This window comes from Paenibacillus sp. 2003 (assembly GCF_031455635.1).
Taxonomy (GTDB): Bacteria; Bacillota; Bacilli; order Paenibacillales; family Paenibacillaceae; genus Paenibacillus; species Paenibacillus amylolyticus_B.
This window is the reverse complement of the sequence record NZ_JAVDTB010000001.1, coordinates 2,423,961-2,450,337: the sequence shown is the minus strand read 5'-3', so window position 1 is coordinate 2,450,337 and position 26,377 is coordinate 2,423,961. Positions and strand designations below refer to the sequence as shown.

Here is a 26,377-nt window from a genome sequence, read left to right as displayed (position 1 = left end):
ATTAAAAAGTTTTAAGGCAAGGTCAACCTAAACCAAATTCAGGGGGATAACCTAAATGAATCAAAAGCCACGTAAGTTTGTTGGTAAAATGGTGTTGGCATCAATGATGACCGTTGTTCTGGCAGCATGTAGCAGCGGTACCGGAGCTGGAGGTGACGTCACAGAAGTTCAAACCAAGGCAGCGATGGAGACGTACAATGTAGGGGATACATTCAAGGCGACCGAGCCATTTAATCTCTCCATACTATATAGTGATCAACCTAGTTATCCATATAAAAAAGACTGGTTACTTTTTAATAAAATTACCGAACTGACGGGTGTTACGCTTGAGCCAACGATTGTACCGATGAGTGATTACCCTCAGAAGAGATCTCTGTTGATAAGCTCTGGTGATGCACCACTGGTTATTCCTAAAACGTACCCTGGTGAAGAGTCTGCATTTGTGTCCTCTGGTGCGATTTTGCCGATTAGCGATTATATTGATTTGATGCCAAACTTCAAGGATAAAGTGGAAAAATGGGGTCTGGAAGATGAACTTGAAGGACTTCGACAGGAAGATGGAAAGTACTATGTACTCCCAGGTCTGCATGAAGAAGTATGGCCAGATTACACACTACTCGTAAGAACGGATGTTTTTGAAGAAAATAACATCGCGATTCCGACCACATGGGACGAATTGTATGATGCTGCGAAGAAACTGAAAGAGATTTATCCGGATTCCATTCCGTTTTCGGACCGATTCCAATTTAATAGTACGTTGAACATCGCTGCTACTGGCTTTGGTACCAAGGCTGGATGGGGTTTTGGTAACGGATTGACGTATAAGGAAGATCAGGATGAATTTGTGTACACGGCTACAACACCAGAATACAAAGAGTTGCTAACATACTTTAACAAGTTGGTATCCGAAGGATTGCTGGACAAAGAAAGTTTTACACAGGATGATGATCAGGCTGTACAGAAATTTGTATCCGGCAAATCATTCATGATTAATGGTAATTCCCAAACGGTGGTGCTGCACCGAAATGATATGAACAAAACGCTGGGAGAAGGTAAATACTCAGTTGCAAAGATTACAGTACCTGGTGGACCAAAAGGGCAATTAATGTCTGGCTCCAGACTTGAAAACGGTGTTATGATCTCCGGGAAAATTCAAAAAAGCGAAAACTTCAAAGCTATTATGCAATTTATTGATTGGTTATACTACAGCGATGAGGGTCAAGAGTTTGCCAAATGGGGCGTTGAAGGCGAAACATTTACCAAAGAGGGCGGAACACGTAAATTGGTAGAAGACGTGAACTACAATGGCTTGAATCCGAAAGGAACGAAAGATCTGCGTATTGACTTTGGTTTCTCTGGTGGAGTATTTGCCTACGGGGGTACCACAGATCTGCTGCAATCCATGTTTAGTGAAGAAGAGTTGAAATTCCAGCAAGACATGAAGGATACCAAGGAAGTGATCCCGGCAGAACCACCGATTCCTTACTCTTCAGAGGACCGTGAACGGGTGACACTTCTGAGTACACCACTGAAAGACTATTCGGATCAAAATACACTTAAATTTATCTTGGGTGAGCGGGACTTGTCTGAATTCGATACATTTGCCAAAGAGCTGGAGAGTCAAGGATTATCTAATTATCTGAAGCTGGCAAATGATACGTACAAAGCCTACAAAGAAAACAAGCAATAATAGTTGATGTTGGCCAGATTACCGTTTCACACCGATATATAAGTGGAACGGTAATTTGTGCTAAGATGAATGAATACGGCTGATAGAAAGAGGTCTAGGCATGTCACTTAATCAAAAAATTAGAGGCTCGACCCGGGCATATTCATATAACCTGTTAAAAGAACGAATTCTTCACCTGGAACTTAAGCCAGGTACCAAGATTTCAGAGAAAGAGATTGCAGATGAACTGCAGGTGAGCAGAACACCCGTTAGAGAAGCATTCATGAAGCTTGCTGAAGAAGAACTGCTGGACATTATTCCCCAGAGTGGAACGATCGTCTCTCACATTAATCTGGAGCATGTGGAAGAAGGCAGGTTTATGCGGGAGAAGATGGAGAAGGAAATCGTAACTTTGGCTTGTGTTTCTTTTCCTGAAGAGTTCAGATTTCGACTTGAAACCAACATTGCAATGCAGGAAGTCTGTATAGGGAAAAACAATTTCTATCGGCTTTTTGAACTGGATGAAGAGTTTCATCAGATTTTGTTCCAGGGCACGGGTAAGCTGAGGACGTGGAAAATGTTGCAACAACTGAATATTCCGTTTAATCGGTTGCGTTTATTACGTCTAGCGGAGGACTCCAACCTGGAGGTCATTATCTCCCAGCACAAAGAGATATATCGGCTTATCACAGAGCGTCAGACCGATCAAGCTGTTCAAGTGATGGAAGCTCATCTTAGACTGGTTGTTATTGAACAGGAATCGATTAAGGCGAAATACCCGCATTATTTTATATAACGCACCGATGTTGTATCATACTCTCCATATGCATATGCGAAAAACCCCTGTTCAATTGAACAGGGGTTTTGGTTAAGCAAGTTGTAACACGAGAGTGTTAGGCTTGTTTGATAAATGTAGGATCAGGGTATGGATCTGCAATCCAGCCATCTTTTTCGATGAACAGACGTACAGCAATAATTTGTTTGTTCTCCATTAAGGTGAAGAAGTGCGGTGTATTCTCAGGTACAGAGATGACGTCTCCAGGAGACAGTTCTACATTAAAGTAACCCACATCATCTGTAGCTTTGATAACAAAGATTCCTTTACCAGCGACAATTGCACGGATCTCATCTTCAGCGTGGGTGTGGATCTCTTCGAACTTGGCCAGCTTTTCTTCGATATCTGGTGTTTGTTCGGACAGCGTGATGACATCCCAGATCTGGTATCCGCGACGTGCAGCCAAATCTCTGATTTCATAATCGTAAGTTTCCAAAACCTCGGTTTTCTGTTCATCAGTTAATCCAAAGTTATTTTGCAGATCAGTGTTCAGTTTGGATGCGTCCCACTTCTCATATAATACTTCGTATTTGTTCAAGAAATTTCGAACATTTTCGTCACCAGTGATGCGTTCGTTCGTATTTCGGATAACAATTTCAGCCATGTTCTTTCCCTCTTTTCCACTTGGTTTAATTGAATTATATCGGATTGCTCTGTATTTGTCGATTCTCAAATTCCGTTCATAATTCTTGCAAACCCGCCATCTTCCGCGATAAAACCCGATCTTTCACATTAAGTTAGTTTCTGTTAAACTAATATTTAACGTTTTGCGGGGGTGAAGATATTGGATAAGATTAGTCTACACGATGCATTAAAACAACGAATATTAATCCTCGACGGTGCAATGGGGACCATGATTCAACAAGTTGATCTGACTGGCGAAGATTTTGGCGGCGAAGATTTGGATGGATGTAATGAAATGTTGGTGCTTACTCGTCCAGAGCTGATCCAGCGCATTCATGAAGAATATCTGGAGGCTGGCGCCGACTTAATTGAAACCAATACATTTGGTGCCACATCCGTTGTGCTTGCTGAATACGATATTCAGGATCGGGCACGCGAGATTAACCTGGAAGCAGCCAGAATTGCGAAAGCTGCGGTTGATCGTTTCTCTACACCGGAATCTCCACGTTATGTGGTAGGTGCGATGGGACCAACTACCAAAACACTGTCTGTAACTGGGGGAGTAACGTTCCAGGAACTTATCGACAGTTATTTGGAGCAAGCGCTTGCTTTAATAGAGGGAGGCGTTGATGCGCTACTGCTCGAAACCTCACAGGATACCCTCAATGTAAAAGCAGGCAGCATTGGAATTCAGCAGGCCTTCGAACAGAGTGGCGTTACACTGCCCCTGATGATATCAGGAACGATAGAACCGATGGGAACGACTCTTGCGGGTCAGAACATCGAATCCTTTTATATATCCTTAGAACACCTTAACCCAATTTCGGTAGGACTAAACTGTGCTACGGGTCCTGAGTTCATGCGTGATCACATTCGCTCGCTTTCCGGAATGGCATCGGTTGCCGTTAGTTGTTACCCGAACGCGGGTCTTCCGGATGAGAATGGTAATTACCATGAGTCACCAGACTCGCTTGCTCAGAAGATTGGTGCTTTTGCCGAACAGGGCTGGTTGAATATTGCTGGTGGGTGTTGCGGGACAACCCCTGCACATATTCGGGCGATGCGCGATACACTTGCCCAGTACCCCCCAAGAGAAATGAACGGAACACATCCACCGGCATTGTCTGGTATAGAACCAATCTACATTGAACAGGACAATCGTCCATACATGGTTGGTGAGCGTACGAACGTGCTGGGATCACGGAAATTCAAACGACTCATTGTAGAAGGCAAATATGAAGAAGCTTCGGAAATTGCTCGTGCTCAAGTGAAAAATGGAGCGCACATTGTTGACGTTTGTGTACAAGACCCGGACCGCGAAGAGTCTGAAGACATGGTGAAGTTCCTTGAACTGGTTGTGAAAAAAGTTAAGGTTCCTCTGATGATCGATACGACAGATGCTTCAGTAATTGATCTGGCCCTTCAGTACTCACAAGGTAAAGCGATAATTAACTCCATTAACCTTGAGGATGGCGAAGAGAAATTTGAGCTGATTACGCCGTTGCTTCATAAATATGGTGGTGCGGTTGTTGTCGGAACGATTGACGAACGGGGTCAGGCGATTAGTCGGGAAGACAAGCTTGACGTAGCGAAGCGCTCTTACGATTTGCTGGTGAACAAATATGGTCTCAAACCAGAAGACCTCATTTTCGATACGTTGGTGTTCCCGGTTGGTACGGGAGATGAACAGTACATCGGTTCAGCCAAAGAAACCATTGAAGGTATAAGAGTGATTAAGGAAGCGATGCCTGAATGCCATACGATACTCGGGATCAGTAACATTTCATTCGGACTGCCTGAAGCAGGTCGTGAAGTGCTGAACTCTGTATTCTTGTATGAATGTACCAAAGCAGGTCTCGACTATGCCATCGTGAACACAGAGAAACTGGAGCGTTATGCGTCCATTCCAGAAGAAGAACGCAGGCTCTCGGAAGAGCTTTTATATAACACAAATGATGAAACTTTGGCGGCGTTCGTAGCGGCGTTCCGTAACAAGAAGGTTGAGAAGAAGGAAAAAATCTCGAACCTTTCATTAGAAGAGCGTCTCGCTTCATATGTAGTAGAAGGAAGTAAAGAAGGATTGCTGCCAGATCTCGAACAGGCACTTGCCAAATACACAGCACTTCAAGTGATTAACGGTCCACTGATGCGGGGGATGGAGGAAGTAGGTCGTCTCTTTAACAACAATGAGTTAATTGTAGCTGAGGTGTTGCAGAGTGCGGAGGTTATGAAGGCTTCTGTAGCATATCTGGAGCAATTCATGGAGAAGAACGAGACTTCGGTTAAAGGCAAGATCATTCTGGCCACGGTCAAGGGCGATGTGCATGACATCGGTAAAAACTTGGTTGAGATCATCCTGTCGAATAACGGTTACCAGATCATTAATTTGGGTATAAAAGTACCACCAGAACGTATCATTGAGGCATACCGAGAAGAAAAAGTCGATGCTATCGGCCTCTCGGGGCTATTGGTAAAATCAGCGCAGCAGATGATTCTTACCGCTCAGGATTTGCGAACAGCAGGTATTGATGTGCCTATTATGGTTGGTGGAGCGGCGCTAACACGTAAATTCACCAAAAATCGTATTCGTCCTGAATATAACGGAATGGTTGTATACGCTAAAGACGCGATGGACGGTCTGGATCTGGCGAACAAATTGATGAACCCCGTTTCACGTGAAGCGATGCAACTGGAGATGGAAGCAGAAAAAGAAGCTGATGCTTCAAGTGCTGTAGCTGTTCAGGCTCTTCCAGAGCTTACACGAGTGGAGCGTTCGGATATTGCTGTAGATAATCCTGTTCTTGTCCCTCCTGATCTGGAGCGGCATACGATGCGCAACTATCCGTTATCACACATCCTGCCCTACGTGAACATGCAGATGTTGCTTGGACACCATCTGGGGTTGCGCGGTTCAGTTGAACAACTGCTTGCTTCAGGAGATAAGAAGGCTACCGACCTGAAAGCAGTCGTGGATGATATTATGCAAGAGGCTGTTCGTGACGGGATTATTCAGGCACATGCCATGTATCGTTTCTTCCCTGCTCAGTCCAGTGGTAACAGCATTATCATCTATGATCCAAAGGACACAAGTAATATTTTGCATACATTTACGTTCCCACGTCAAAAAGTCGAGCCGTTCCTGTGCCTGTCCGACTTCCTGAAACCTGTTGAATCCGGTCAAATGGATTACGTTGGTTTCATGGTAGTTACTGCCGGACACGGTGTGCGTGAACTATCGACGGCGTGGAAAGATCAAGGGGATTATCTTCGCTCGCATGCTCTGCAATCCGTAGCACTTGAAGTAGCAGAGGGATTAGCTGAGCGTGTGCATCATATGATGAGAGATATCTGGGGATTCCCGGATTCTGCCCAGATGACCATGAAGCAACGTCACGGTGCACGTTATCAAGGGATCAGGGTATCTTTTGGATATCCGGCTTGTCCGGATCTGGAAGACCAAGGGCCGCTGTTCAAGTTACTACAGCCTGAGGACATCGGTGTGGAATTGACGGAAGGTTTCATGATGGAACCTGAAGCTTCCGTATCAGCGATGGTATTTAGCCATCCGCAAGCTAAGTATTTTAATGTAGAGAAGGCATAAATTCAGTAGAGTGTCAGGCAAAGCCCTCCGCATTGTCGGAGGTTTTTTGCTGGCAACAGAAAGAGGTGCGATCCAGAATGGAACTATATTTCCTGGGAACTAATGCTGGTGTACCTACGCTTCAACGGAATGTAACTTCCATTGGGCTACGCATGTTGGATGAGCGCAGAGCTTTGTGGTTGTTTGACTGCGGGGAAGGAACGCAGCACCAGATTTTAAGTTCTCCGCTTAAACTGAGCAAATTGGAGAAAATATTCATTACTCACCTGCATGGTGATCATGTATTTGGACTTCCAGGACTGCTTTCGAGCAGAGCCTATCAAGGTGGCACCACACCATTAACCGTATATGGTCCGCCAGGTACGGAACGAATGATCAGTACAACAATGGAGCTTAGCCAATCCCGGGTTAACTATGATTTGAATATCGTGGAACATACGGGCGGCGTCCTGTTCGAGGATGACAGTTTTATCGTGGAAGCTGCTTTGCTTGAGCATCGGATTGACAGCTATGGATATCGGATTACGGAAAAAGATCGTCCAGGAAGCCTGGACCCAGCCAAACTGGCGGAATACGGTTTGAAACCAGGCCCATTGTTCGGCCGGTTGAAACGTGGAGAAACCATTACGTTGGATAACGGTGATTCGCTTCGTCCAGAAGATGTATTGGGAGCGCCAAAACGAGGCATGGTGATCACTATATTAGGTGATACACGTCCATGTGACAACGTACAGCCACTTTCCATTAATGCAGATGTACTTGTGCATGAAGCTACATTCATGCATGATTTGGCCGATACAGCGCATGAGTACTATCATAGTACTTCTAAACAAGCGGCAGAAGCGGCTAGAGCAGCCAATGTAGGGCAACTAATTATGACTCACTTCAGTTCACGCTATAAGGACGAGGATCAACTTCAGCCACTTTTGGAAGAGGCGCAGTCCGTATTCCCGAATACCAGACTTGCAAACGAACACCAGCTTATTCCTGTCGTGCATCGCAAGCAAGAATCTTAAACCTGATTGCGAACCAGTGCACGGTTAAACACGTCATATAAAGATCCGGGTAATTGCACGGGACTGAGGGAGAGGAACTCCCGCGGTCCCTTTTGCAATCTGGTCAGAAAGCGTGTAGGATGGGCAATATGAAGAGGGAAATGATTCAAATTATTTTCCGGGAAAGCGCAGGAAATGACAAGCTTGTACAGAAGACGCGCGAGTTAAACCGTCGGTGTTCGATCCGGTTCGACTTGTTGCGTGCATATGTCAGCAACCCATTATTTTTTTCCTGAATACATAGGTTCGCGTTCAAGTTCGAGGTAAATGATTAAGGACATGAAACGTTAATGGAATGAAGAAAGGAAGTGCTGTGTGTGATTAAGGCCTATCTGATTGACTTGGATGGTACGCTCTATCATGGCAGACATCGTATCGAAGGAGCCGATCAGCTTATTCGAACACTGCAAGAGCTAGGAAAGCCGTATTTATTCGTAACAAATAATTCTTCCCGTACACCACAAGGTGTGGCAGATCATCTGAACGGGATGGGCATACCTGCCGACGCGTCTCAAGTATGTACTTCTGCTGTGGCGGCTGCTGAATATGTTGCTGAAGAGTCCCCGGGTGCAAAAGTGGCATGTATTGGAGAAGCAGGACTGCTGGAAGCCATAGAAAAAGCAGGACTACAGCTGACAGAAGAGGCACCAGATTACGTGATACAGGGGATTGATCGTGAATTTTCCTATCATAAACTGACCAAGGCGCTAAGGTGGATTAATGCGGGTTCAAAATTCATCATGACCAACCCGGATCTGCAGCTTCCTTCCGATGATGGACTGACACCTGGGGCGGGGACTATTGGAGCAGCAATTGAAGCCGCGACCGGAGTTCATCCTACAGTTATAGGCAAGCCATCGAGTGTTATAATGAAGTCGGCCATTAGCCGGCTAAACCTGGCGTCTCATGAAGTGGCAGTGATCGGAGATAATATGCGAACCGATATTGCAGCTGGAGTGGCAGCAGGGTGTGAGACGCTGTTGGTACTTACCGGTGTGACAACACGGGATAATATGGATGGACACATACAAGCAGCCAAGGCTCGACCTGATCATGTGTTTGAAGATTTGCATAAATTGATGGAGTGGCTGTCGCAAGAGGCAGACCAAGCTTCCAAAAAGGGGTAATGTACGATGCCGGAACTACCGGAAATGGAAAATTACCGGACTTTGCTGTCCGAGAAAATACTTGATCTACCGATTACAGGTGTTGTAATTAATCGCGATAAAACGATAAATACGGAGCCTGATCTGTTCATCAATGAACTTACAGGTAATCGCATCATATTTGTTGAGCGCCGAGCGAAGCATTTGATTTTCCACTTGGCTAATGGTAAACGTCTGGTGCTGCACCTCATGTTGGGTGGTATGATTTTCTGGGGCACGGAAGAGGAACGCCCTGATCGTTCCACGCAAGTGGAAATCCAGTTTGGCGATCACATTTTATTCTTTATTGGACTGCGCTTGGGTTATTTACATCTGCTTACTTCGAAAGAAACCGAAGAGGCGATGTCTGATCTTGGGCCTGAACCATTGGATCGACGGATGAACGTGGAACGTTTTGCTTCTCTGTTGAAAGGTCGTCGGGGTACACTTAAGACAACATTGGTAAACCAGCATATCATTGCAGGGATTGGCAACTGTTATTCGGATGAGATTGCTTTTGCTGCTGGTCTGAGACCAAGCTCCAAAACGCAGAACATCGCGACTTCACCTGAGCTGACGGAGCGCTTGTTCCATTCGATGCAGTCCGTGTTGCGTGAAGCAGCTTCTGAGGGTGGCTATATGGAAATGCCACTGATGCAAGGGGATACGAAGACAGGAAGTTTTGACGAGCAATGTCGAGTGTACGATCGGGAAGGCGAGACTTGTCCGCGCTGCGGGGGAACAATTGAACGAGTGGAAATTACGGGCAAGAAGGCGTTCTTCTGTCCGAAATGCCAGCATGAGGCCTAAAACTGGTATCGGGGCACATGTCAGCACCAGAGGTGGATTTCTTCAGGCTGCCAAGAGAGCGTATGAGATGGGGGCAACGGCGTTTCAGTATTTTCCGAAGAACCCGCGTAGTCTCAGCCTGAAAAGTCTGGACCTCAAGGATGCTGAGAAGTGCAGGGATTGGTGTGAACAGCATGGACTTGCTTCGATTGCGCATTCACCCTATCCTACGAATCCGGCGTTGGGCATGACCCGTGGAGAGGCGGGGTTTCATGCTACAATAGCTTCTATTCGCAATGATCTTGAAATTTCAAATGCTTGCGGTTCTGTTGGGACGGTGGTCCATTTTGGACATATCAAAACAAACGATCCGCTGGAGGGTTATCAGAACCTCATTCATTGTTTGGATACCGCCTTGGAGAATTGGAATGGACATTCGAAGGTGCTGATTGAAAATCAGGCAGGTGATCATGGCCCGATGGGCACGACAATGGAAGAAATGATACAGATTCGCAAATTAAGCCGATATCCGGAGCATATTGCTTTTTGTTTTGACACATGCCATGCTTTTGCTTCAGGTTTGTGGTCGTCAGGCAACGAAGCGGCGATGCTTGATAAGGGCAGGATGCTTGGATATTGGGATAATGTTGCTGCTATACATTTTAATGATTCCAAATATGCGTCTGGTTCGTGTAAGGATAGACATGCGAGGATCGGACAGGGATATATCGGAGATGAATCAATGAAAGCATTGTTAACTGCGCCTGAGTTCCAAAAAGCGGTTGTTGTGCTCGAGACAGAAACGGGCGAAGATGGAACGCACCATGATGATATAGCGCTCATGCGTTCCTGGTTATAATGGGGAGAGGAGCGATTGTATGCATGTTTTTTTGGATGACTATCGGGCCTGTCCGAAAGGATTTGTTCTGGCAACGAATGCAGAAGAGTGCCTGATGCTGCTAAGAGATGGTGATGTGGACATTTTGTCTCTGGATTATGAGCTTGGTCCGGATTCTCCCAATGGCGGTGAGGTCGCGGCATCCATTGTACGAGAAGGTTTATTTCCACGTGAGATCTATTTGCATACGTCCAGTATGTTTGGAAAACGCCAAATGTACGAGATGTTATACAGCAATAAACCGGATTCGGTAACCATTCATAATGGTCCAATGACGGGTGAGGTCATGCTGCGTGTTGCTGCGGGAGAAGAAAGTTAATGAAGCCAATTACATCCAAAATGTTAATGCGCGGCGTATGGGAAGGCATGCCACAGGCTGTATTTATATATACCCCTTTATGTGGGACATGTGCGGCAGCACGCCGTATGTTAGAGGTAGTAGAGCACATGCTGCCAGAAGGTATTTTATCTGAAATGAACATTCATGATATTCCTGAACTTGTACAACAATTTCAAATTTCAAGCGTTCCAGCAGTGATGCTTTTTGATGGCCAACAAGATGTTCCAAAAATGGTTTATCGGATGAGCTCTGTGGAGCATTTGCTCTCGGAGATCCGGAAGGTGGTGCTGAAATGAGTATAATCTCGATGGAACATGTCTCACTTAGACGAGAAGAGAATCAGATTTTGGATAACGTACATTTGCACATTGAACAAGGCGAACATTGGGTTATTCTGGGCCGGAATGGTTCTGGCAAAACAACGTTGTTGGAAATGATGAACGGATATATGTTTCCAAGCCAGGGACGTATTGAAGTACTCGGTAATCTGTATGGACAATGTGACGTCAGGGAAGTACGTAAGGAAATCGGTTATATCAGCCAAACGTTGATTGAGAAACTCACACCCAGAGATCCGGTATGGGAGGTCGTCGCTACAGGAGCGTACGCTTTTTTGCGTTTTTATCAGACGATTCCTGATGAAGTGAAAGCCAAGGCGATGAGTTTGTTGGATGATATGGGCTTTGCCAACCTGGCTAACAACCCGCTTGGAACGTTATCCCAGGGAGAGCGCAAAAAAGTCATGCTTGCTCGTTCATTAATGGCTGAGCCAAAATTGTTGATTATGGACGAGCCTTGTGCCGGGCTAGACTTATATGAACGTGAGAAAATGCTGGCTGAGATTGATCGTCTGCGCCAGCATAACATTACAGTTGTGTATGTAACACATCATGTTGAAGAGATCGTACCTTTGTTTACGCATGTGGCCTTGATCCGCGATGGACGTATTGCTGCGGCAGGCCCTAAGCATGAAGTTTTGACACAAGATACAATTAAGCATACGTACGATGTCCCTGTCGATATCCAGTGGGATGACGGTCGTCCTTGGATACGCGTACGTTCTGGAGGGTAACACAATTTGAGTACACAATCGTCTTGGGAAGAAGGCAACTTCTCCCGTTTTATATGCACAGCCAATCATGGCTTTGCCCCTTATGCTCAGGAAGAGTTGCGCCGTACGTTTGGTGCGGTCAAGAGCACAGTACTTGTACCAGGAGAAATTTTGCTTGCGGGTCTGCCTGTAGCGGAGGAAGAAGTTGCAGGTAAGCTGTGGGAAGAGTATCCAATTTTTTTACGTCATATTCAGCCTGTTCAGTTTCAGGAGAATACAGAAGATTCGGAACAGTCTATTGAGAAATTGATAGCATTCGTCCTAAATCATAAGGAATTGTCCGGCACCCCTGTCGTATTGCAGGTAAGGAAGACAGAAGGGTCCTTTTGGCAAGAAAACGCAGCCTCATTGAAGCAACTGCTAACTGAAAAGCTGGATGAGCTAGGCTGTGAATGGGTTGTACGTGATGCTGAATATGTCATTTCTGTATTTGCTGCGAATGATATGTTGTATGCTGGCGTATCCAGACCTGAACAGAACCTGTCAGACTGGAGCGGGGGGGCCGTACGTTTTCAAAAAGAAGATGGGCAGATCTCGCGTGCTAAGTTCAAATTGCTTGAAGCCGAGCAAACGTTTGGCATTGACTTTACTTCATTTCATAAAGCACTTGATATCGGTGCAGCACCAGGTGGATGGACCTCCTTCCTGCTTGAACGTGGGCTTGAAGTTACCGCGGTAGATCCGGCGAAGATGGATGCAACGCTGCTGGCATCACCCAAACTGACTTTCTTGAAAAAGAATGCAGGGGATGTTCGTTTCCGCGAAGGAGAATTCGACCTGCTCGTATGTGATATGAGTTGGAGTCCGAAGCTGATGAGCCGACTTGTATCAGACCTTCTATACAGTCTGCAACCTGGGGGAACAGCGATTGTTACCGTGAAGTTATTGCATAAAAAGCCGCTCGCACTCATTAAAGATGTGATTGATACGTTTGAGCGTTCGCGGATGCAGATTCAACGTTCCAAGCAGTTGTTCCATAACCGGGAAGAGATTACACTTTATATGGTCAAATATTAAGAGATTAAGCACATTAAATTTTGTGCTTTACAATCTATTCCTGCCTGTACTATAATGATACCAATATTAACCATAACAAACCTGAGGGAAAGCATCCCGAAGTGAACAAAACCGGATATCCGGTCTGTTCTACTTCGGTGAAGCTTTCCCTTTTTTGTTGTGTAATGAAGGAGGAATTGGTATGAGACAACCGGCCAGGCTGGAACGCGGAAGCCTGCTGGGAGGTAGATATCGTATCGTATCCATTCTGGGAACAGGCGGAATGAGCCATGTATACGAGGCGGAGGATCTGAAGTTGCCGGGCAAGATATGGGCAATTAAAGAAAGCGTAACGATTATGCCATATGAAGGCAGTATGGAGACGGAGGCCGCTCTTCTGACATCACTTCGCCATCCAAGATTGCCGCAAATTGTTGATTTTTTTGTCCCGGATGAAGATGGGTACACGTACTTGGTGATGGAATACATCGACGGGTTAACGCTCAGTGAGTATTTCAAGCAGTGTCGTGGGAAGATCCCGATGGAGCAGTTGACGGAGCTTGTACTTCAATTGCTCGATGTGTTGAGTTATTTGCATAATCTGAATCCACCTGTGATCTATAGGGATCTGAAACCATCAAACATCATGATCACTCCGGAACATGAAGTAAGATTAATTGATTTTGGCATCGCCAGAAGTTACAAACCGCAAAGTGCCGAAGATACCGTTAAGTTGGGAACCGCTGGTTTCGCCGCTCCAGAACAATATGGCTCGGGTCAGACCGATGCGCGTTCAGATCTATATGGACTCGGAGCATTGCTGCTGTATCTTATGACAAGAGGGGCCTATACGGAATGGATTCAGGGTGTGGAAAGTTCTATCCGGAGCGATGTTCCACGGACGTACATCCCTGTGGCAAGAAGATTGTTAAGATATAATGCCGAGGAGCGATTCCAATCTGCCGATGAGGTGCGGAAGGAACTGCTCCGAATACCCGGTGGAATAACGCCTGGTGGAGATGCAACCATGACCTTGAATGGCGGAACAAGAGTTATTGCCTTGACTGGGGCTTCATCTGGTGTAGGGGTTACCCACACGGCTATAGCTATCAGTCATTATCTCGAAAGGCAAAACTTCAAAGTAGCTGTGATTGAAATGTCACCTCGTTCTCAATCCTTTGCAAGGATTCAACAAATCGCTCAATCGGGTAAACCGGTGCCAGCAGGCAGACAGTTTGCAGTGGATGGTGTGCATTATTGGAAACAATCCGGGCGAGCGGATATTTTGTCTTTGCTTGGGGGGAGTTATCAGTTCATCGTGATGGATCTTGGTAGTGGTCAGGACCAGAACCGGCTGGAAGAATTCCTGCGTGCAGATCTACCTATTGTTATAGGCTCAGGTGCCGAATGGAGACAGGCGGAGATTGGTGCTTTTGTTCGATCACATCATCGGTATCCACGAGAGAAATGGATATATTGTCTGCCCCTGGCAGCAAGTGAAGCTGTTCAGCGCATTCGTAAAGCTCTGGATACACCGAGTGTATATGGGCTGCCGTTACATATTGATCCTTTTGACAAGAACGCACAGATGGATAAAGTGTTTTCTCATATTTTAACGCATATGATGGCACAACAACCCAAGAAACGTTCGTTCTTTTCACGAAGGAAAGTACATGATTAGAAGAGATTACGAAAGGAGAGCCTCTTTTGTCTAAATTAAGAAAACAAAGCCGTCAACTGATCTATGCCGGACTTATCGGAGCAGGAGCTGTAGGATTGGTGTTCGGAGGATATGTTATTTACAATGTCAAAACGATGGGGGATGTCAGGTCAGCTGTAGAAGCCCGTTATTTATCGGCATATGAGGAAAAGGAAGCTGAGTTAAAGCAACAATGGGATTCGGGAGCACAAGGATGGGTTACGATTCGGGATATTGAAGCAGGTGAACCGATATTACCGGAGGATCTGAAGCTCATTGCTGTTCCGGATGCACAAGCACCGCGAAATCTCTGGTCCAGTACCAAGCAGATCGACGGCCAAGTGGCCAAAATAGAGTTGAAAAAAGGAACAGCCATTACCACCGAGATGGTGTATGAGGATGCACCGGCTCCGCCCGATTTAAGAAATCGAGAGCTGCAAGTTGTATTACTGCCGTCCTCACTTGTTAAGGGAGATATTATTGATGTTCGTATCCAATTCCCTACCGGACATGACTATGTTCTCTTATCGAAGAAAAAAGTGGAACGACTCAATGCAGCTACCTTATGGATTACGATGACGGAGGAAGAGATTCTGTCACTCTCAAGTGCAATTGTAGATGCCTATTTACATAAAGCTTCAATCTATGCCTTAACCTATGTAGAACCACAGTTTCAGACACCTGCAATAGCGACGTATCCCGCCAATTCAGAAGTGTTAAAACTGCTGGAGAGTGATCCGAATATTGTTCGACGAGCCGAACAGGAGTTATCCAGACAGGTGCGAAGTTCGCTTGAAAGTTCACTGGCCGCCTCCGTGACAGCACCGTCAAAAGGGGTTGAACAGGATGTGGCACAATCCTCAGTTACCTATAACAGTCGTCCATCAGCCAATAATCCGGCAACGTCGGATGGAGTGATGTGGAATGATGGTTCAGGAAACGGAGCAGGAGCTAATTCTGGAAGCGTGAATGATCCTGCTGAAGCTTCACAAACAGAACAACAGAGCTTGCTAACGGGTGGAGAATAGAGCGAAATCCGAGGTTTATTTTAGAATAATTCAGATAACAAGGATTTTTAGAAAAAGAAAGGAGTTGTAACATCTATGCATACATGGATCTTTGCGGGTTTATGTGAGAAAAATGATCTGATGTTATATCTATGCAAGATATTGGCTTCGACAGGCAACAAGGTTTTGCTCGTAGATGGAACCTTACAACAGAAGTATGGATACGGTGTGGGTGACAGTAAGCAGTCTTTGCGAATTACGGAATTTGAAGGATTTGATATCGCTTGTCATTTTGTCACTTCAGCAGCTGTAGAGAATCATCTTGAAGTAAATGGAGAGCGATTAGACAGTTATGACTATGTGTTATATGACATGGAGACCTCACACTTTGCTTCCCGTAATCTCTGGCTGAATGCTGATGTAAGAGTCTGGGTGAGTGATTATGAGCGTTACAATCTGGAACGTGGCAAGGGCTGGTTGAAGCGGTTGCTTGAAGAACAATCATTACCTGGTGAGCTGTCATTTCAGCGGATCTTAATTAACGGGGTTGACTGCAAGCTTGAAGCTCGTTATCTGTGGGCGTATCTGGAGGGCAGTCCGTTTGCATGGACAGGAGAATCCTTAGTGCTTCCGTGGGATGAGTTAACAGCTGCGGTTAAGCTTGAGAATGAGCATCATCGCCGAGTTCATCTTGGACCTTTGTCACGAAATTACAAAAAATCGTTGTGTCGCGTGGTCGAGCAGTTAACAGGTTGGGAAAGTGTTCGTAGTCGTCGTGCGATGAAAGAAGCAGAGAGGATGAGAGCATGAGCACCATTACCTTTTGGAGCCCTTTTGCAGGAACAGGTTGCACTTCGAGCACATTAATTAGTGCTTATGCGATGTCGCTTCACTACAGGACAAGAGTGTTACTTGTTAATGCAGGCATTGCCGGTACTGGCACAGAAGCTGCTCTACCGTCCAAAGATACGGATTCAGCGGATTTTATGTTCTCCTTCGAAGAGGGTGGCTGGGATGCGATTGAACGGCTGCATTCGAGCGGAAGCCTGAATAAGCACAATCTCAGGGATTATACCAAGCCACTTCTGAAGGAAAGACTTGATTTCCTAACCGGAAGAACTGATGAGATGGAACGTTCCCCGCAGGAACATGATGAGACTGTGAAAAAGCTGCTGAAAGTAGCTAACGAGTATTATGATCTGGTTCTTCTGGATGCGCATCATGCTGGTGTCGATTCACAGCTCAAGCTGCAACAGGCGGACTATGTTGTAATTAATCTCGATCAAAATATGCGAAATCTGGAGTTTTTCTTTGAAGAGATCCTGCCAGAACGAATGAACAATAAGAATATACATGTTGTAATTAACAAATACGATTTGCATTCCCGTGCAACGCTTTCCAATATTCGGCGCCAGTTCAAATACAAAGGTACGATATCTGCGATACCGTACACAACCGGATACCTGGATGCAATGAATCGGCGAGATGTCGCTAGATACTTGCAGTTGGAAAGTTTGACTGAGGATAAGGATATTCGTAAAGGGAGCTTTGCTGCAAGTATGAGCGAACTCGCTCGCCTGATTATGGACGGTGCAGGTATGCGCACAGTTCTGAAGAGGCTGGAAAGGGGAGCCTGAACCTCCGATGCTCTGGAATACCATATGGATAAGTTTGATTTTAATTCTGTGCCTGACTTATATCTGGTTCAAGTATAAAACGTTTCTTCGTGAAAAGAATGCTCGTGTTCCTGAACAGGAATCATTCACAATTGATATGTTGATTGAGAAGGTGAAGAACTCACTTCATGAGCTTAGTCATAGTCAGCTCGCGGATGCGGGTCTGCATGAAGAAGAATATCGACGAAGAATCAATCAACGTGCCGAAATGAGAAAAGCGCTGAAGGGCTGTGTCTCAGGCAGTATCAGCGACAAAACGTATGTCAAAAATCTGATAGGGGATCTGCTGACTCGAAGCATAGGGCTGAACAAGTCAAATGTAGATGAAGTTATTTTGTTTGCAGAACCAGATTTGTTGACGATCCAGGACCGATTCGAAATTGTGTTTTATCTGTACCGACAGCAATTCGGTATGGATGCACTCTCCCGAATGATTGATACCTACGATCTTGGCAGACTGAGAATGGAGGAAGGTACGGACGATGGAGGAAGTTATTATATCTCTGAGGAGGATATTCAGTATGTTTTCGAGTGCGAATATCGAGAGCTTGGATTCAGAGAAAAGACGGATATCATCGTGCAACGTATCTACCAGCATTATAAAGGTTTCTCGGTTGTTGATGAGATAAGGGACCAGCGTATTGACGGTGTTAGTGGTGGTGTCAGCGGTATGCTTGATGCTGTTCATAATATGGGACTTCGAAAACCGGCATCATGGAATGATTTGCTGGATCAAGGACTGGAGGATGATGCACATGAAGAACCGCTTAGCGGCATGGAAAGTGTCTGGATTTTCTATAAAGGTAAGTCCATTCATCTATCCTTTCTGTCCTTCGGCAGTATTCGTGAACTGAAAAGGGTATGCCAGAATATATACAAATACAATTATCCTGGACAATTGTCGGAAGCAAGTGGCTACAAGGTGAACGAGATGAAAGACGGCTCCCGTGTCGTAGTTGTTAGACCTCCTTTTGCAGAATCGTGGGCGTTCTTCGTCCGGAAGTTCGATATTCCGAATGCTTCACTTGAACAATTGATTACGGGTAACAATGCAGATCTGCCAATCACATTACTTCAATTCCTGATGAAAGGAAGCCGGATCACAGCTGTAACCGGGGCCCAAGGTTCTGGTAAAACGACGTTGCTTATGGCTATGGTCAAACACATCTATGCATCTTACACCCTTCGGGTGCAGGAGATGGCGTTTGAACTTCAATTAAGACGGATCTATAGCCGACGTAATATTTTGAGTTTCCGAGAGACTGAACACATTTCAGGTCAACAAGGGCTTGATTTGCAGAAAAAAACGGATGGTACCGTCAATATTCTCGGTGAGGTTGCGAGTGATGAGGTGGCCGCATGGATGATTCAAATGTCTCAGGTTGCCAGTCTGTTCACCCTGTTTACCCACCATGCCAAAACGTTTCGTGATCTGGTCTTCTCCCTCCGTAATTCCTTGCTCAAGACAGGTATGTTCCAGCATGAGCATATTGCTGAGGAGCAGGTTGTGAGTGTAATTAACTTCGATGTTCATATGAAGAAAGATGCTGAGGGACGAAGATATATCGAACGAATTACGGAGTGTCTTCCTCGTGCGAATCAAGGTGATAGCGTGGAAGAGAGAGCAGGATTTACATTTCATAATGTTGTGGAGTACAGAGATGGAGCGTATGTCGCAACATCTCCAATCTCCTCTGGATGCATGATGGATATGCGAGAACAGATGACATTACAGGATGCTGAGAGATTTGAACAGTTTATGAAGCAACACTGGGGTGATCAGCATGACAATTAAATGGATTTTGCTCCTCGTATTAAGTATTTGTGCAGGAGGTTTGCTGATCACACTTCTGGTTTTAAGTATGTTACGTCACAGAGGAGGTGGTTCAACAAGTCAATCCGGCGTGATTTTTGCTCCTAACGGGAAGGGATTCAAGGGACTGGGATCAATCTTGTTGCAGTCCTACCGTCTTGGAATGAAAGTCCCACTGCTATCAGCTTATATTCTACAGGTGCAGAAACGTATTTCATTCCGCCATGTTGGGGATGAGCCTTCACTTCGCAGGCTGACGATGACAGTGGTTCTGATTATTCTTGGAGGTTATGGAGGCATAAGTGTCATTCTGTTTCTTCTGCAGCCGGGTATCGCTTTTGTAATACTTTCCGTACTCTGTGCTGTGGTACTAAACAGCCTGGTATTGGATATGTGCCTCAGTCGTATGGAAAAAAGGTTGCTGGTGCAGATGTTGGATCTCTTTGCAGATGTAAGGCATCGGTATCATCAGCATGGCATGGTCGAAGAAGCGCTATATGAAGCCGCTGAAGCAGGTACAGGAGAAGCAGCAGAACAAGTAAGACTGATCTACGAAGCTCTAACTTCTCCAGATCCGAATGAAGCACTTGAGCGTTATTATGAAGGGGCTCCCAACCGTTTTCTCAAAGGATTTGCCGGCGTTTCCTACATGGTTATGGAGTTTGGGGATAAGGACAGAGCACAAGGCTCTATTTATCTTAAAGGACTTGGTAACCTGACTCAGGAGATTCATCTGGAGATTTTGCGGCGTGATAAATTGGATTACCTGCTTAAAGGACTTAATATCATCGCGCTAGCTCCGGTATTATTCACCGCTCCAATCGAACGCTGGGCCAGAGTCAGTTTCCCAACGATGGATGAATTTTATCGCAGCAAAATCGGTTTTGTTACCAAAATATCGATCTATGTCATCATTATTCTTGCTTATTTGCTTCTGCAAAGGCTCCAGCAATACGATGAGACACGTTACCGGTCAGGGCATAAGCATTCATGGTTGGATCAGTTTCTGTACAGGCAGACCTTCATACGAAAATTGGTGATGTTGTTTGCAGCAAAACCTGGCAGTTCACAGTACAGTCAAACGATACGGCTCATGAGGGAGAGCAGTTCAGAGTTGAAATACGAATGGCTTGCCATTCGACGAGTGATGTTATTCGCAGGTTGTTTGGTCCTTACAATGGGTTGCATCTTGCTGTTGCACCAGGTTGAACGTAACCACATCTTGTATGATCCAATCCGCGATGATCGAATGTTTGGTGCAATGGCTGAAGCGGATCTCAGGAAAGCTGAGGAAAAAACAGCGTTGGATCAATCCGTGTTGGCAAGTGTAGAAATGAACCGAGGAGCTACATACGAAGAAGTCTCCAAAGTGTTACAGCAGTTATCTCCAGTTCAGTTAGACCATGATGCCCAGAATGAGACCATCACGCGCATTATGCAGAAACTTGAGGTGTACAACAAGCAATATGTACGCTGGTGGGAAATGATTATAGCCATTCTTATGGGTGTAGCAGGGTATTACATGCCGGTATGGCTCATGTTATTTCAACGGAAAATGCGAAGATTGGATATGCGACATGAAATCTATCAATTCCAGACAGTGATATCCATTTTGCGTGAGATGGACAGGATGTCAGTCGAGGAGATATTGGAATGGCTTAATCGATTTGCCGTCATTTTCAAGCGTCCGCTGCAAAAATGTTTGTTGCATTTTGAACATGGTCCAGAGCTTGCACTTGAACAATTAAAGGAAGAGGCGGGCTTGCCCGAGTTCCAGCGACTGGTTGATAAATTGCAGCTTGCCCTTGGCAAAATCTCAATACGTGAAGCCTTCGATGATCTTGAGAGTATGATGGCATTTTATTTTGAACAACGCAAGCAAGAGTACAGCAAAATGATTGATGTCAAAGCATCATGGGGGAGAACCATCGGATTTACTCCTATGTATGCCCTAATTTTTTTGTACCTGGTCATACCATTGGTCGGTATGAGCTTCTTGCAGATGAACATTTATTATGAACAAATTCAGAAACTGTAGCACAATTCATCTGTGTGACAGTCTGAAATAGTTTAATAACTTATAACATGGGAGGATTTATCATGAATAATGCATCAAGTGCTTTAAAGGTGGCAGCAGGGATATTCTTAACAATCGCTTTAATCACAATTGTAGTTCTGTTGTTTATATCGGCTCAGGAGGCAACCAAGACGGCCCAGAACAATTTTGCTGATATCCAAACCGAGTTGTCCCAGGCTGCATTTACGGTATATGACGGAACAACCATCAGTGGATCACAGGTAACGAATGCGCTGCGTAAATATGCGGACAAGGATCAGTTCGGTATTCAAGTTATTACAGGTAAAAATAAAGCGGGTCAATGGTACGGCAATCAATTAAACATTTCACAGGATCTCAATAATGCGGACTACGGCTCGGTTATTGCACCTGACGATAAAGTGGGGATTATTAACCAGACCATGAGTGAAAAAGACAATCAATACGTCAATCCAAGTGGTAAATTCAAAGCCATTATCGTAAAAGACCGATCCAACGTGGTAAGAGGGTTGATCTTCCAGCAATCCTGACAGGAGTTGGTTTAACATGTCCCGGAATACACAGCATCTCATGTTGTTTTGTACGGCGGTTGTCCTGTTTGTGACAGCCTGCCTGTACGGGCAACAGAATGTTAAGATTTTATCAGCGGCCTTGAACGACAGAGTACAGACAACCGCAGGCATGGAAGGTCGGCTGGCAACAACACTGCATACCACCAATCCGTATCAGTATAGTGGTGTGGAAGTGTTGCATACTGTGAGACAGATGACAGGCACTAGCATTCCTGTGGAGGTAGATGGGACATCGTATGTGATCGATCCACTTGTCAGCAAAACAGCGACTATTCCTGTCCAACTCGATGCTACCTACAGACCAGAGTTTATACGAAATGAAACTGGAGAACTGCTCAAGATTGTTTTTTGGAAGGAGGCCAGTATGAATTGATTAATGCCGCATCCAAGCTGCTTGCCGTATTGCTCGCAGTCCTTCTGCTCTATGTGTATCCAGCTGCTGAAACAGCTGATCGGCAGGATGATATATCACGTATGACGGCTGTTCAGAATGTAACACGTTTAGTTGATGCTGTCCGAACGAAAGGATATATTTCACCTCGAATGTTGGCTGAGTTTGAGGAGCAACTGGCCCAGACGGGCAATCTGTATGAGGTGTCGATGGAACATTTACATAAAAAATATGTACCTCATTATACAGACCCGATGGACAATAACAGTTTTAACGGGACCTATGAGGTAGTGCAGGATGGATATTATGCAGCACAGATTCGAGAAAGACTATTCCCATCCTCAGGTGTGATACCGGTTGATGATCCTGGCCGAAGATATACGATGACGACAGGGGATTTTTTCACCGTGACACTCCAAAATACAAATCGTACACCTTCCATGCTCATTCGTGAATGGTTGAGTGGTACGGCTCAGGCTTCAGCAGTATTTGTAACATACGGAGGTATGGTCCTCAATGAAGATTACGTGTGACTTGTTCCGCTATAACCGAACAATTCGGGAAAAGCGGGGACTTAATTAAATAAGTCCAACTTTGCGACCGAGAATTGGAAAGAGGGAACCACGTATCCTGAAACAATTCCGTTAATCTCCTGCGTGCGTGACACGGACAGCGTGTCGGGTATGAAGCACAGGTGAAGTCGGCAGAAGGGAAGCTGAAGCCACTCTATTGAGAAGGTATGCTAACTGATATGCCGGATGGCTGAAAAGCGGGCTATGGTGAGAATGGTTGTAAAAGCCTGACGAACCTCCGAATGTACGGGTCTAAATTCATAACATATGGAAACATATGTACTGACATAAGTCAGGGTGGATAGCGTAGAGTACGATTGTAGTCTAGGAAACACGCTATATCGAACAATGGCGATATCAAGTCCACAGGCTCAAAGGAGGCACCTAAGGTCTAGCAAGCATAGCTAGGTCACAAGGTACAAGGAAAGCAAGGAACGTCGATTTAAAGGACTGTCATCCTAGACGTCTACTATAAGGCAGAAATTTGCTGAAATGTACTAATCCTTGTGAGAGTAGAGGCACGACCAATGAAGTGGCTGTAATGGCTGCGGAGGAACAGCCTCAAGTCTTTTTAGATAATACACAATTTTTCCGAAAAGTGAATTGCACCGATCAGGTAGGAACGTGGGGAATCACCGTAAGGAGGTGAAGCCACAGTGCAAACTCTTCGATACTGGGACTACTACGACATGACGAGTACTTTTACTGATTTACACGAAAAAGCACTAGGAAGAAAAAAGTTCGATAATTTATACGGGTTAATAAACTTTAATCAGAACATCCTCCTAGCCTTTCGAACAATTAAATCAAACAAAGGCTCACTTACACCAGGAACAGATGGCAAAACCATCGAGGATATAAAGACACTAACAGAAGAAGAGAGTGTGAGCCTCGTAAGAAACAAGCTTTTGAATTATCAACCCAAAAAGGTTAGGCGAGTCCTTATACCAAAACCTAATGGCAAAAAAAGACCGTTAGGTATTCCATGCATAGTTGACAGAATCATTCAACAATGTTTTAAACAAATCATTGAACCCATTGCGGAAGCTTACTTTTATAAACATAGTTACGGGTTTAGACCGGTAAGATCTACACACAACGCTCTAGCGAGAGTACAACATCTTATAAATACAACCAATCTTCATTATGTTGTTGATGTTGATATTCAGGGATTCTTTGATAATGTGAACCACACATTGCTTTTGAAACAACTATGGAATATGGGTATTAGGGATAAAAGAGTTCTTCGAATTATCAGCAAGATGCTTAAAGCTGAAATAGAAGATGAAGGGATACCGTTGAAAGGCACACCACAAGGTGGAATCTTATCCCCTCTCCTATCAAATGTAGTATTAAATGACTTGGATCAGTGGGTTGCAGGACAATGGACAAACTTCGAAACTCAATACGCCTATGCAGGAGACTACCATAGGATTAGAGCACTAAAGAAAACCAATCTTAAAGAAGGATATATTGTGCGGTACGCCGATGATTTTAAAATTCTTTGTCGGGATTGGAAATCAGCTCAGAAGTGGTATCACGCTGTAAAACTCTATCTTAGAGACCGTCTTAAACTGGACATCTCACCCGAAAAATCACAGATTGTGAACCTTAGAAAACGTAAATCCGATTTCCTGGGATTCACAATATGGGCTGAGAAAAAAGGGAAAAGAAGAGTTGCCTATACGGGTATAAATGAAAAGAAGAGAGCAGAAATCAAGAAGCAAACAAGAGAGCGCATTAAGAATCTGCACAAAGCACCAATTACTCAAAACGCTCTTCTCTTCAATAGCTTTGTACTTGGGTTACACAATTACTTTTCACGTGCAACACATGTTAGTGTAGAATTCTCACGACTTGCCTATGATCTGAAAGCATTCACATACAATCGTCTCAAAGTTATTGGTAAATACCAATATCCTGATAATGCCCCACCAACCTTCAAGAAGTTCTACAGGAACAGGTATAGAACCTTCAAGGTCGCCGGAGTATATCTCTTTCCGTTCAGAGATGTAAAAACGGTTAATAACCTATGCTTTCAGCAGACGTTAAATCCGTATACATCAGAAGGAAGAAAGAGACTCCATAGGGATTTAAAGACGGATATTAGATATGAACTAATTAAACTAATGCAGTCAAACATACCAAACCGTAGCATTGAGTACCTGGATAACAGACTGAGTAGGTATAGTATGCAGGGTGGCAAATGCGAGATATCTGGCATTTTACTAACTGCTGATTACGTGCATTGCCATCATCTTTTGCCAATCTTCTTAGGTGGGACAGACGATTTTAGCAATCTACGTATTCTACACAAAGATATCCATAAACTCGTTCATGCTACAAAATTAGAGACGATTGTCAAACTCATGTCACCGTTTGGATTTTCAGACTCTACGATTCAGAAAATCAACCTGTACCGAAAAATGAGTAACTTGGAACCTATTGTAATAAAAATCTAAAAAGATGGAGCGCCGTGTGCGATGAAAGTCGCACGCACGGTGCGGAGAAGGGGAAAAGGCGGTGATTATATCAAATCCTTACCTATTTCTATTGAGCTATCCATTGTATTTGTGATGATCTTCTTCCCGCTCTTCTGGATCATCTCACTCCATACCCAAGATGCCGAAGAGGCTCAATATCTTGGCCAACGATACAGATCTGCACTTCAAACTGCAGTCATGGATGCAGGTGCAGTGATGCATCAGAATGAGAAACAAAATGATGAAGCAGGTTATGATTCAACCAAGTTTGTTAAAGCGGACAAAGAGCTTGCCTTGTTAACATTTACGCAGACGATGGCTTTGAATATGGGGATTCAGGATGATCCCGCAGCTATTCGAAACATGTTTAATTACATTCCTGCCGTGGTTATTCTGGATTATGATGGCTATTATATGTTGTCCACAGAAACAGAGATGACGGGTAACCGTGAAGATTCTTTCAGGCAAGTGTGGAGCCCCAAGAAACCTTATACATATTCAGATTCTAATGGTAACAGTATTAACTTCACACTGGACGACTACGTATATGCCTATGACGCAAACGCAGGGAAATGGATTGAAGGGTTTCAAAAAGAACTGGCCTCAAGCACACAGATTCCTTTACTTCAGAATACCAGCGTATTTGAGCAAGTTAGACAAAGCCGGATTGTGACTACTGTGCAGGATGATCTGGCTGATGTGATTAACCGCCATAATGAGTTTGCCAGAAAGAACGGTATTTCCTATACGTTTACGATCCCCCTGATTGCGCAGGAAGATTGGTACAACTCCATTAACGATACAGGGATTATGGCCTTTATCCAAGGTATAGGTGTGGGTGACCAAAAGATCAACAATTATGCGATCGGTGGAGGCAGACTTGTGAAGAAAACGGCCATCGTAGGTGGGGTAGATCCTTTAACGGGTATCAGGTACTATTATCCCTCCACATGTGGTAATGGTTACCGTGCTGAAGAGGTGTTTACAGACGCAAGACAAGCAGCTGCACAAGGCTATTTCGAATATAAATGCTCTAATCGTTAGG

Annotated in this window: 23 protein-coding genes; 22 read left to right on the top strand and 1 reads right to left on the bottom strand. The window is 44.8% G+C overall.

Going from position 1 to position 26,377, the window contains the following annotated elements; translation table 11 throughout:
- Positions 1–55: 55 nt before the first annotated feature.
- Entirely contained in the window at positions 56–1,690 is a 1,635-nt protein-coding gene (locus J2X75_RS10550) for an ABC transporter substrate-binding protein (RefSeq protein ID WP_310336224.1), read from the top strand.
- Between the two features lie 100 nt (positions 1,691–1,790).
- Complete coding sequence (locus J2X75_RS10545; RefSeq protein WP_307535275.1) at positions 1,791–2,465, top strand: GntR family transcriptional regulator; 675 nt, start codon at positions 1,791–1,793, stop codon at positions 2,463–2,465.
- A 97-nt stretch (positions 2,466–2,562) separates the two neighbouring features.
- Here the strand turns inward: J2X75_RS10545 and J2X75_RS10540 are convergent, their stop codons facing one another.
- Positions 2,563–3,108 carry a cupin domain-containing protein gene (locus J2X75_RS10540; RefSeq protein WP_047843398.1) on the bottom strand — a complete coding sequence of 182 codons (546 nt, stop codon included), beginning with the start codon at positions 3,106–3,108 and terminating at the stop codon, positions 2,563–2,565.
- A 180-nt stretch (positions 3,109–3,288) separates the two neighbouring features.
- Here J2X75_RS10540 and metH point away from each other — a divergent pair, with 180 nt between their 5' ends.
- From metH to J2X75_RS10440, 20 genes are all read left to right on the top strand, one after another.
- Complete coding sequence (gene metH, locus J2X75_RS10535) at positions 3,289–6,729, top strand: methionine synthase (RefSeq protein WP_210108473.1); 3,441 nt, start codon at positions 3,289–3,291, stop codon at positions 6,727–6,729.
- A 77-nt stretch (positions 6,730–6,806) separates the two neighbouring features.
- Positions 6,807–7,745 (top strand): ribonuclease Z, encoded by a 939-nt coding sequence (gene rnz, locus J2X75_RS10530; protein WP_017688042.1) that lies wholly within the window; start codon positions 6,807–6,809, stop codon positions 7,743–7,745.
- A gap of 356 nt (positions 7,746–8,101) precedes the next feature.
- Positions 8,102–8,911 (top strand): TIGR01457 family HAD-type hydrolase, encoded by an 810-nt coding sequence (locus J2X75_RS10525; RefSeq protein ID WP_310336218.1) that lies wholly within the window; start codon positions 8,102–8,104, stop codon positions 8,909–8,911.
- A 6-nt stretch (positions 8,912–8,917) separates the two neighbouring features.
- Positions 8,918–9,739, top strand: a complete 822-nt coding sequence (locus J2X75_RS10520) for an Fpg/Nei family DNA glycosylase (protein WP_124115279.1) — start codon at positions 8,918–8,920, stop codon at positions 9,737–9,739.
- Positions 9,729–10,577, top strand: a complete 849-nt coding sequence (locus J2X75_RS10515; RefSeq protein WP_310336216.1) for a deoxyribonuclease IV — start codon at positions 9,729–9,731, stop codon at positions 10,575–10,577. The genes J2X75_RS10520 and J2X75_RS10515 overlap by 11 nt, the downstream gene beginning before the upstream one ends.
- A 19-nt stretch (positions 10,578–10,596) precedes the next feature.
- A complete protein-coding gene (locus J2X75_RS10510) occupies positions 10,597–10,935 on the top strand; it encodes a cyclic-phosphate processing receiver domain-containing protein (protein WP_310336214.1) in 339 nt (112 codons plus the stop codon).
- Positions 10,935–11,252, top strand: a complete 318-nt coding sequence (locus tag J2X75_RS10505; protein WP_169481047.1) for a thioredoxin family protein — start codon at positions 10,935–10,937, stop codon at positions 11,250–11,252. The genes J2X75_RS10510 and J2X75_RS10505 overlap by 1 nt, the downstream gene beginning before the upstream one ends.
- 2 nt (positions 11,253–11,254) lie before the next feature.
- The gene (locus J2X75_RS10500; RefSeq protein WP_310336745.1) at positions 11,255–12,028 is read left to right on the top strand and encodes an ABC transporter ATP-binding protein; all 774 of its coding nucleotides are present in this window, start codon (positions 11,255–11,257) and stop codon (positions 12,026–12,028) included.
- Between the two features lie 6 nt (positions 12,029–12,034).
- Positions 12,035–13,084, top strand: a complete 1,050-nt coding sequence (locus J2X75_RS10495; RefSeq protein ID WP_310336210.1) for a 23S rRNA (cytidine(2498)-2'-O)-methyltransferase RlmM — start codon at positions 12,035–12,037, stop codon at positions 13,082–13,084.
- 181 nt (positions 13,085–13,265) lie between these two features.
- The gene (locus J2X75_RS10490) at positions 13,266–14,744 is read left to right on the top strand and encodes a serine/threonine protein kinase (protein ID WP_310336208.1); all 1,479 of its coding nucleotides are present in this window, start codon (positions 13,266–13,268) and stop codon (positions 14,742–14,744) included.
- A 26-nt stretch (positions 14,745–14,770) separates the two neighbouring features.
- The gene (locus tag J2X75_RS10485; protein WP_310336206.1) at positions 14,771–15,790 is read left to right on the top strand and encodes an SAF domain-containing protein; all 1,020 of its coding nucleotides are present in this window, start codon (positions 14,771–14,773) and stop codon (positions 15,788–15,790) included.
- Positions 15,791–15,865: 75 nt separating this feature from the next.
- On the top strand, positions 15,866–16,579 hold the full coding sequence (locus J2X75_RS10480; RefSeq protein WP_310336205.1) for a hypothetical protein: 714 nt from the start codon (positions 15,866–15,868) through the stop codon (positions 16,577–16,579).
- Entirely contained in the window at positions 16,576–17,406 is an 831-nt protein-coding gene (locus J2X75_RS10475; RefSeq protein WP_310336203.1) for a CpaE/TadZ family protein, read from the top strand. Before J2X75_RS10480 ends, J2X75_RS10475 begins: the two co-directional genes overlap by 4 nt.
- A 7-nt stretch (positions 17,407–17,413) precedes the next feature.
- The gene (locus J2X75_RS10470; protein ID WP_310336200.1) at positions 17,414–19,240 is read left to right on the top strand and encodes an ATPase, T2SS/T4P/T4SS family; all 1,827 of its coding nucleotides are present in this window, start codon (positions 17,414–17,416) and stop codon (positions 19,238–19,240) included.
- Positions 19,230–21,296, top strand: coding sequence for a hypothetical protein (locus J2X75_RS10465; RefSeq protein ID WP_310336199.1), 2,067 nt, complete (start codon positions 19,230–19,232; stop codon positions 21,294–21,296). The genes J2X75_RS10470 and J2X75_RS10465 overlap by 11 nt, the downstream gene beginning before the upstream one ends.
- Positions 21,297–21,358: 62 nt before the next feature.
- Entirely contained in the window at positions 21,359–21,844 is a 486-nt protein-coding gene (locus J2X75_RS10460; RefSeq protein WP_062834890.1) for a hypothetical protein, read from the top strand.
- Between the two features lie 16 nt (positions 21,845–21,860).
- On the top strand, positions 21,861–22,259 hold the full coding sequence (locus J2X75_RS10455; RefSeq protein ID WP_310336197.1) for a hypothetical protein: 399 nt from the start codon (positions 21,861–21,863) through the stop codon (positions 22,257–22,259).
- On the top strand, positions 22,256–22,810 hold the full coding sequence (locus J2X75_RS10450) for a hypothetical protein (protein ID WP_310336195.1): 555 nt from the start codon (positions 22,256–22,258) through the stop codon (positions 22,808–22,810). Before J2X75_RS10455 ends, J2X75_RS10450 begins: the two co-directional genes overlap by 4 nt.
- 695 nt (positions 22,811–23,505) lie before the next feature.
- Positions 23,506–25,311 (top strand): group II intron reverse transcriptase/maturase, encoded by a 1,806-nt coding sequence (gene ltrA / locus J2X75_RS10445; RefSeq protein WP_310336194.1) that lies wholly within the window; start codon positions 23,506–23,508, stop codon positions 25,309–25,311.
- Between the two features lie 114 nt (positions 25,312–25,425).
- A complete protein-coding gene (locus J2X75_RS10440) occupies positions 25,426–26,376 on the top strand; it encodes a hypothetical protein (RefSeq protein ID WP_397383524.1) in 951 nt (316 codons plus the stop codon).
- The last annotated feature ends 1 nt before the right edge of the window (position 26,377 follow it).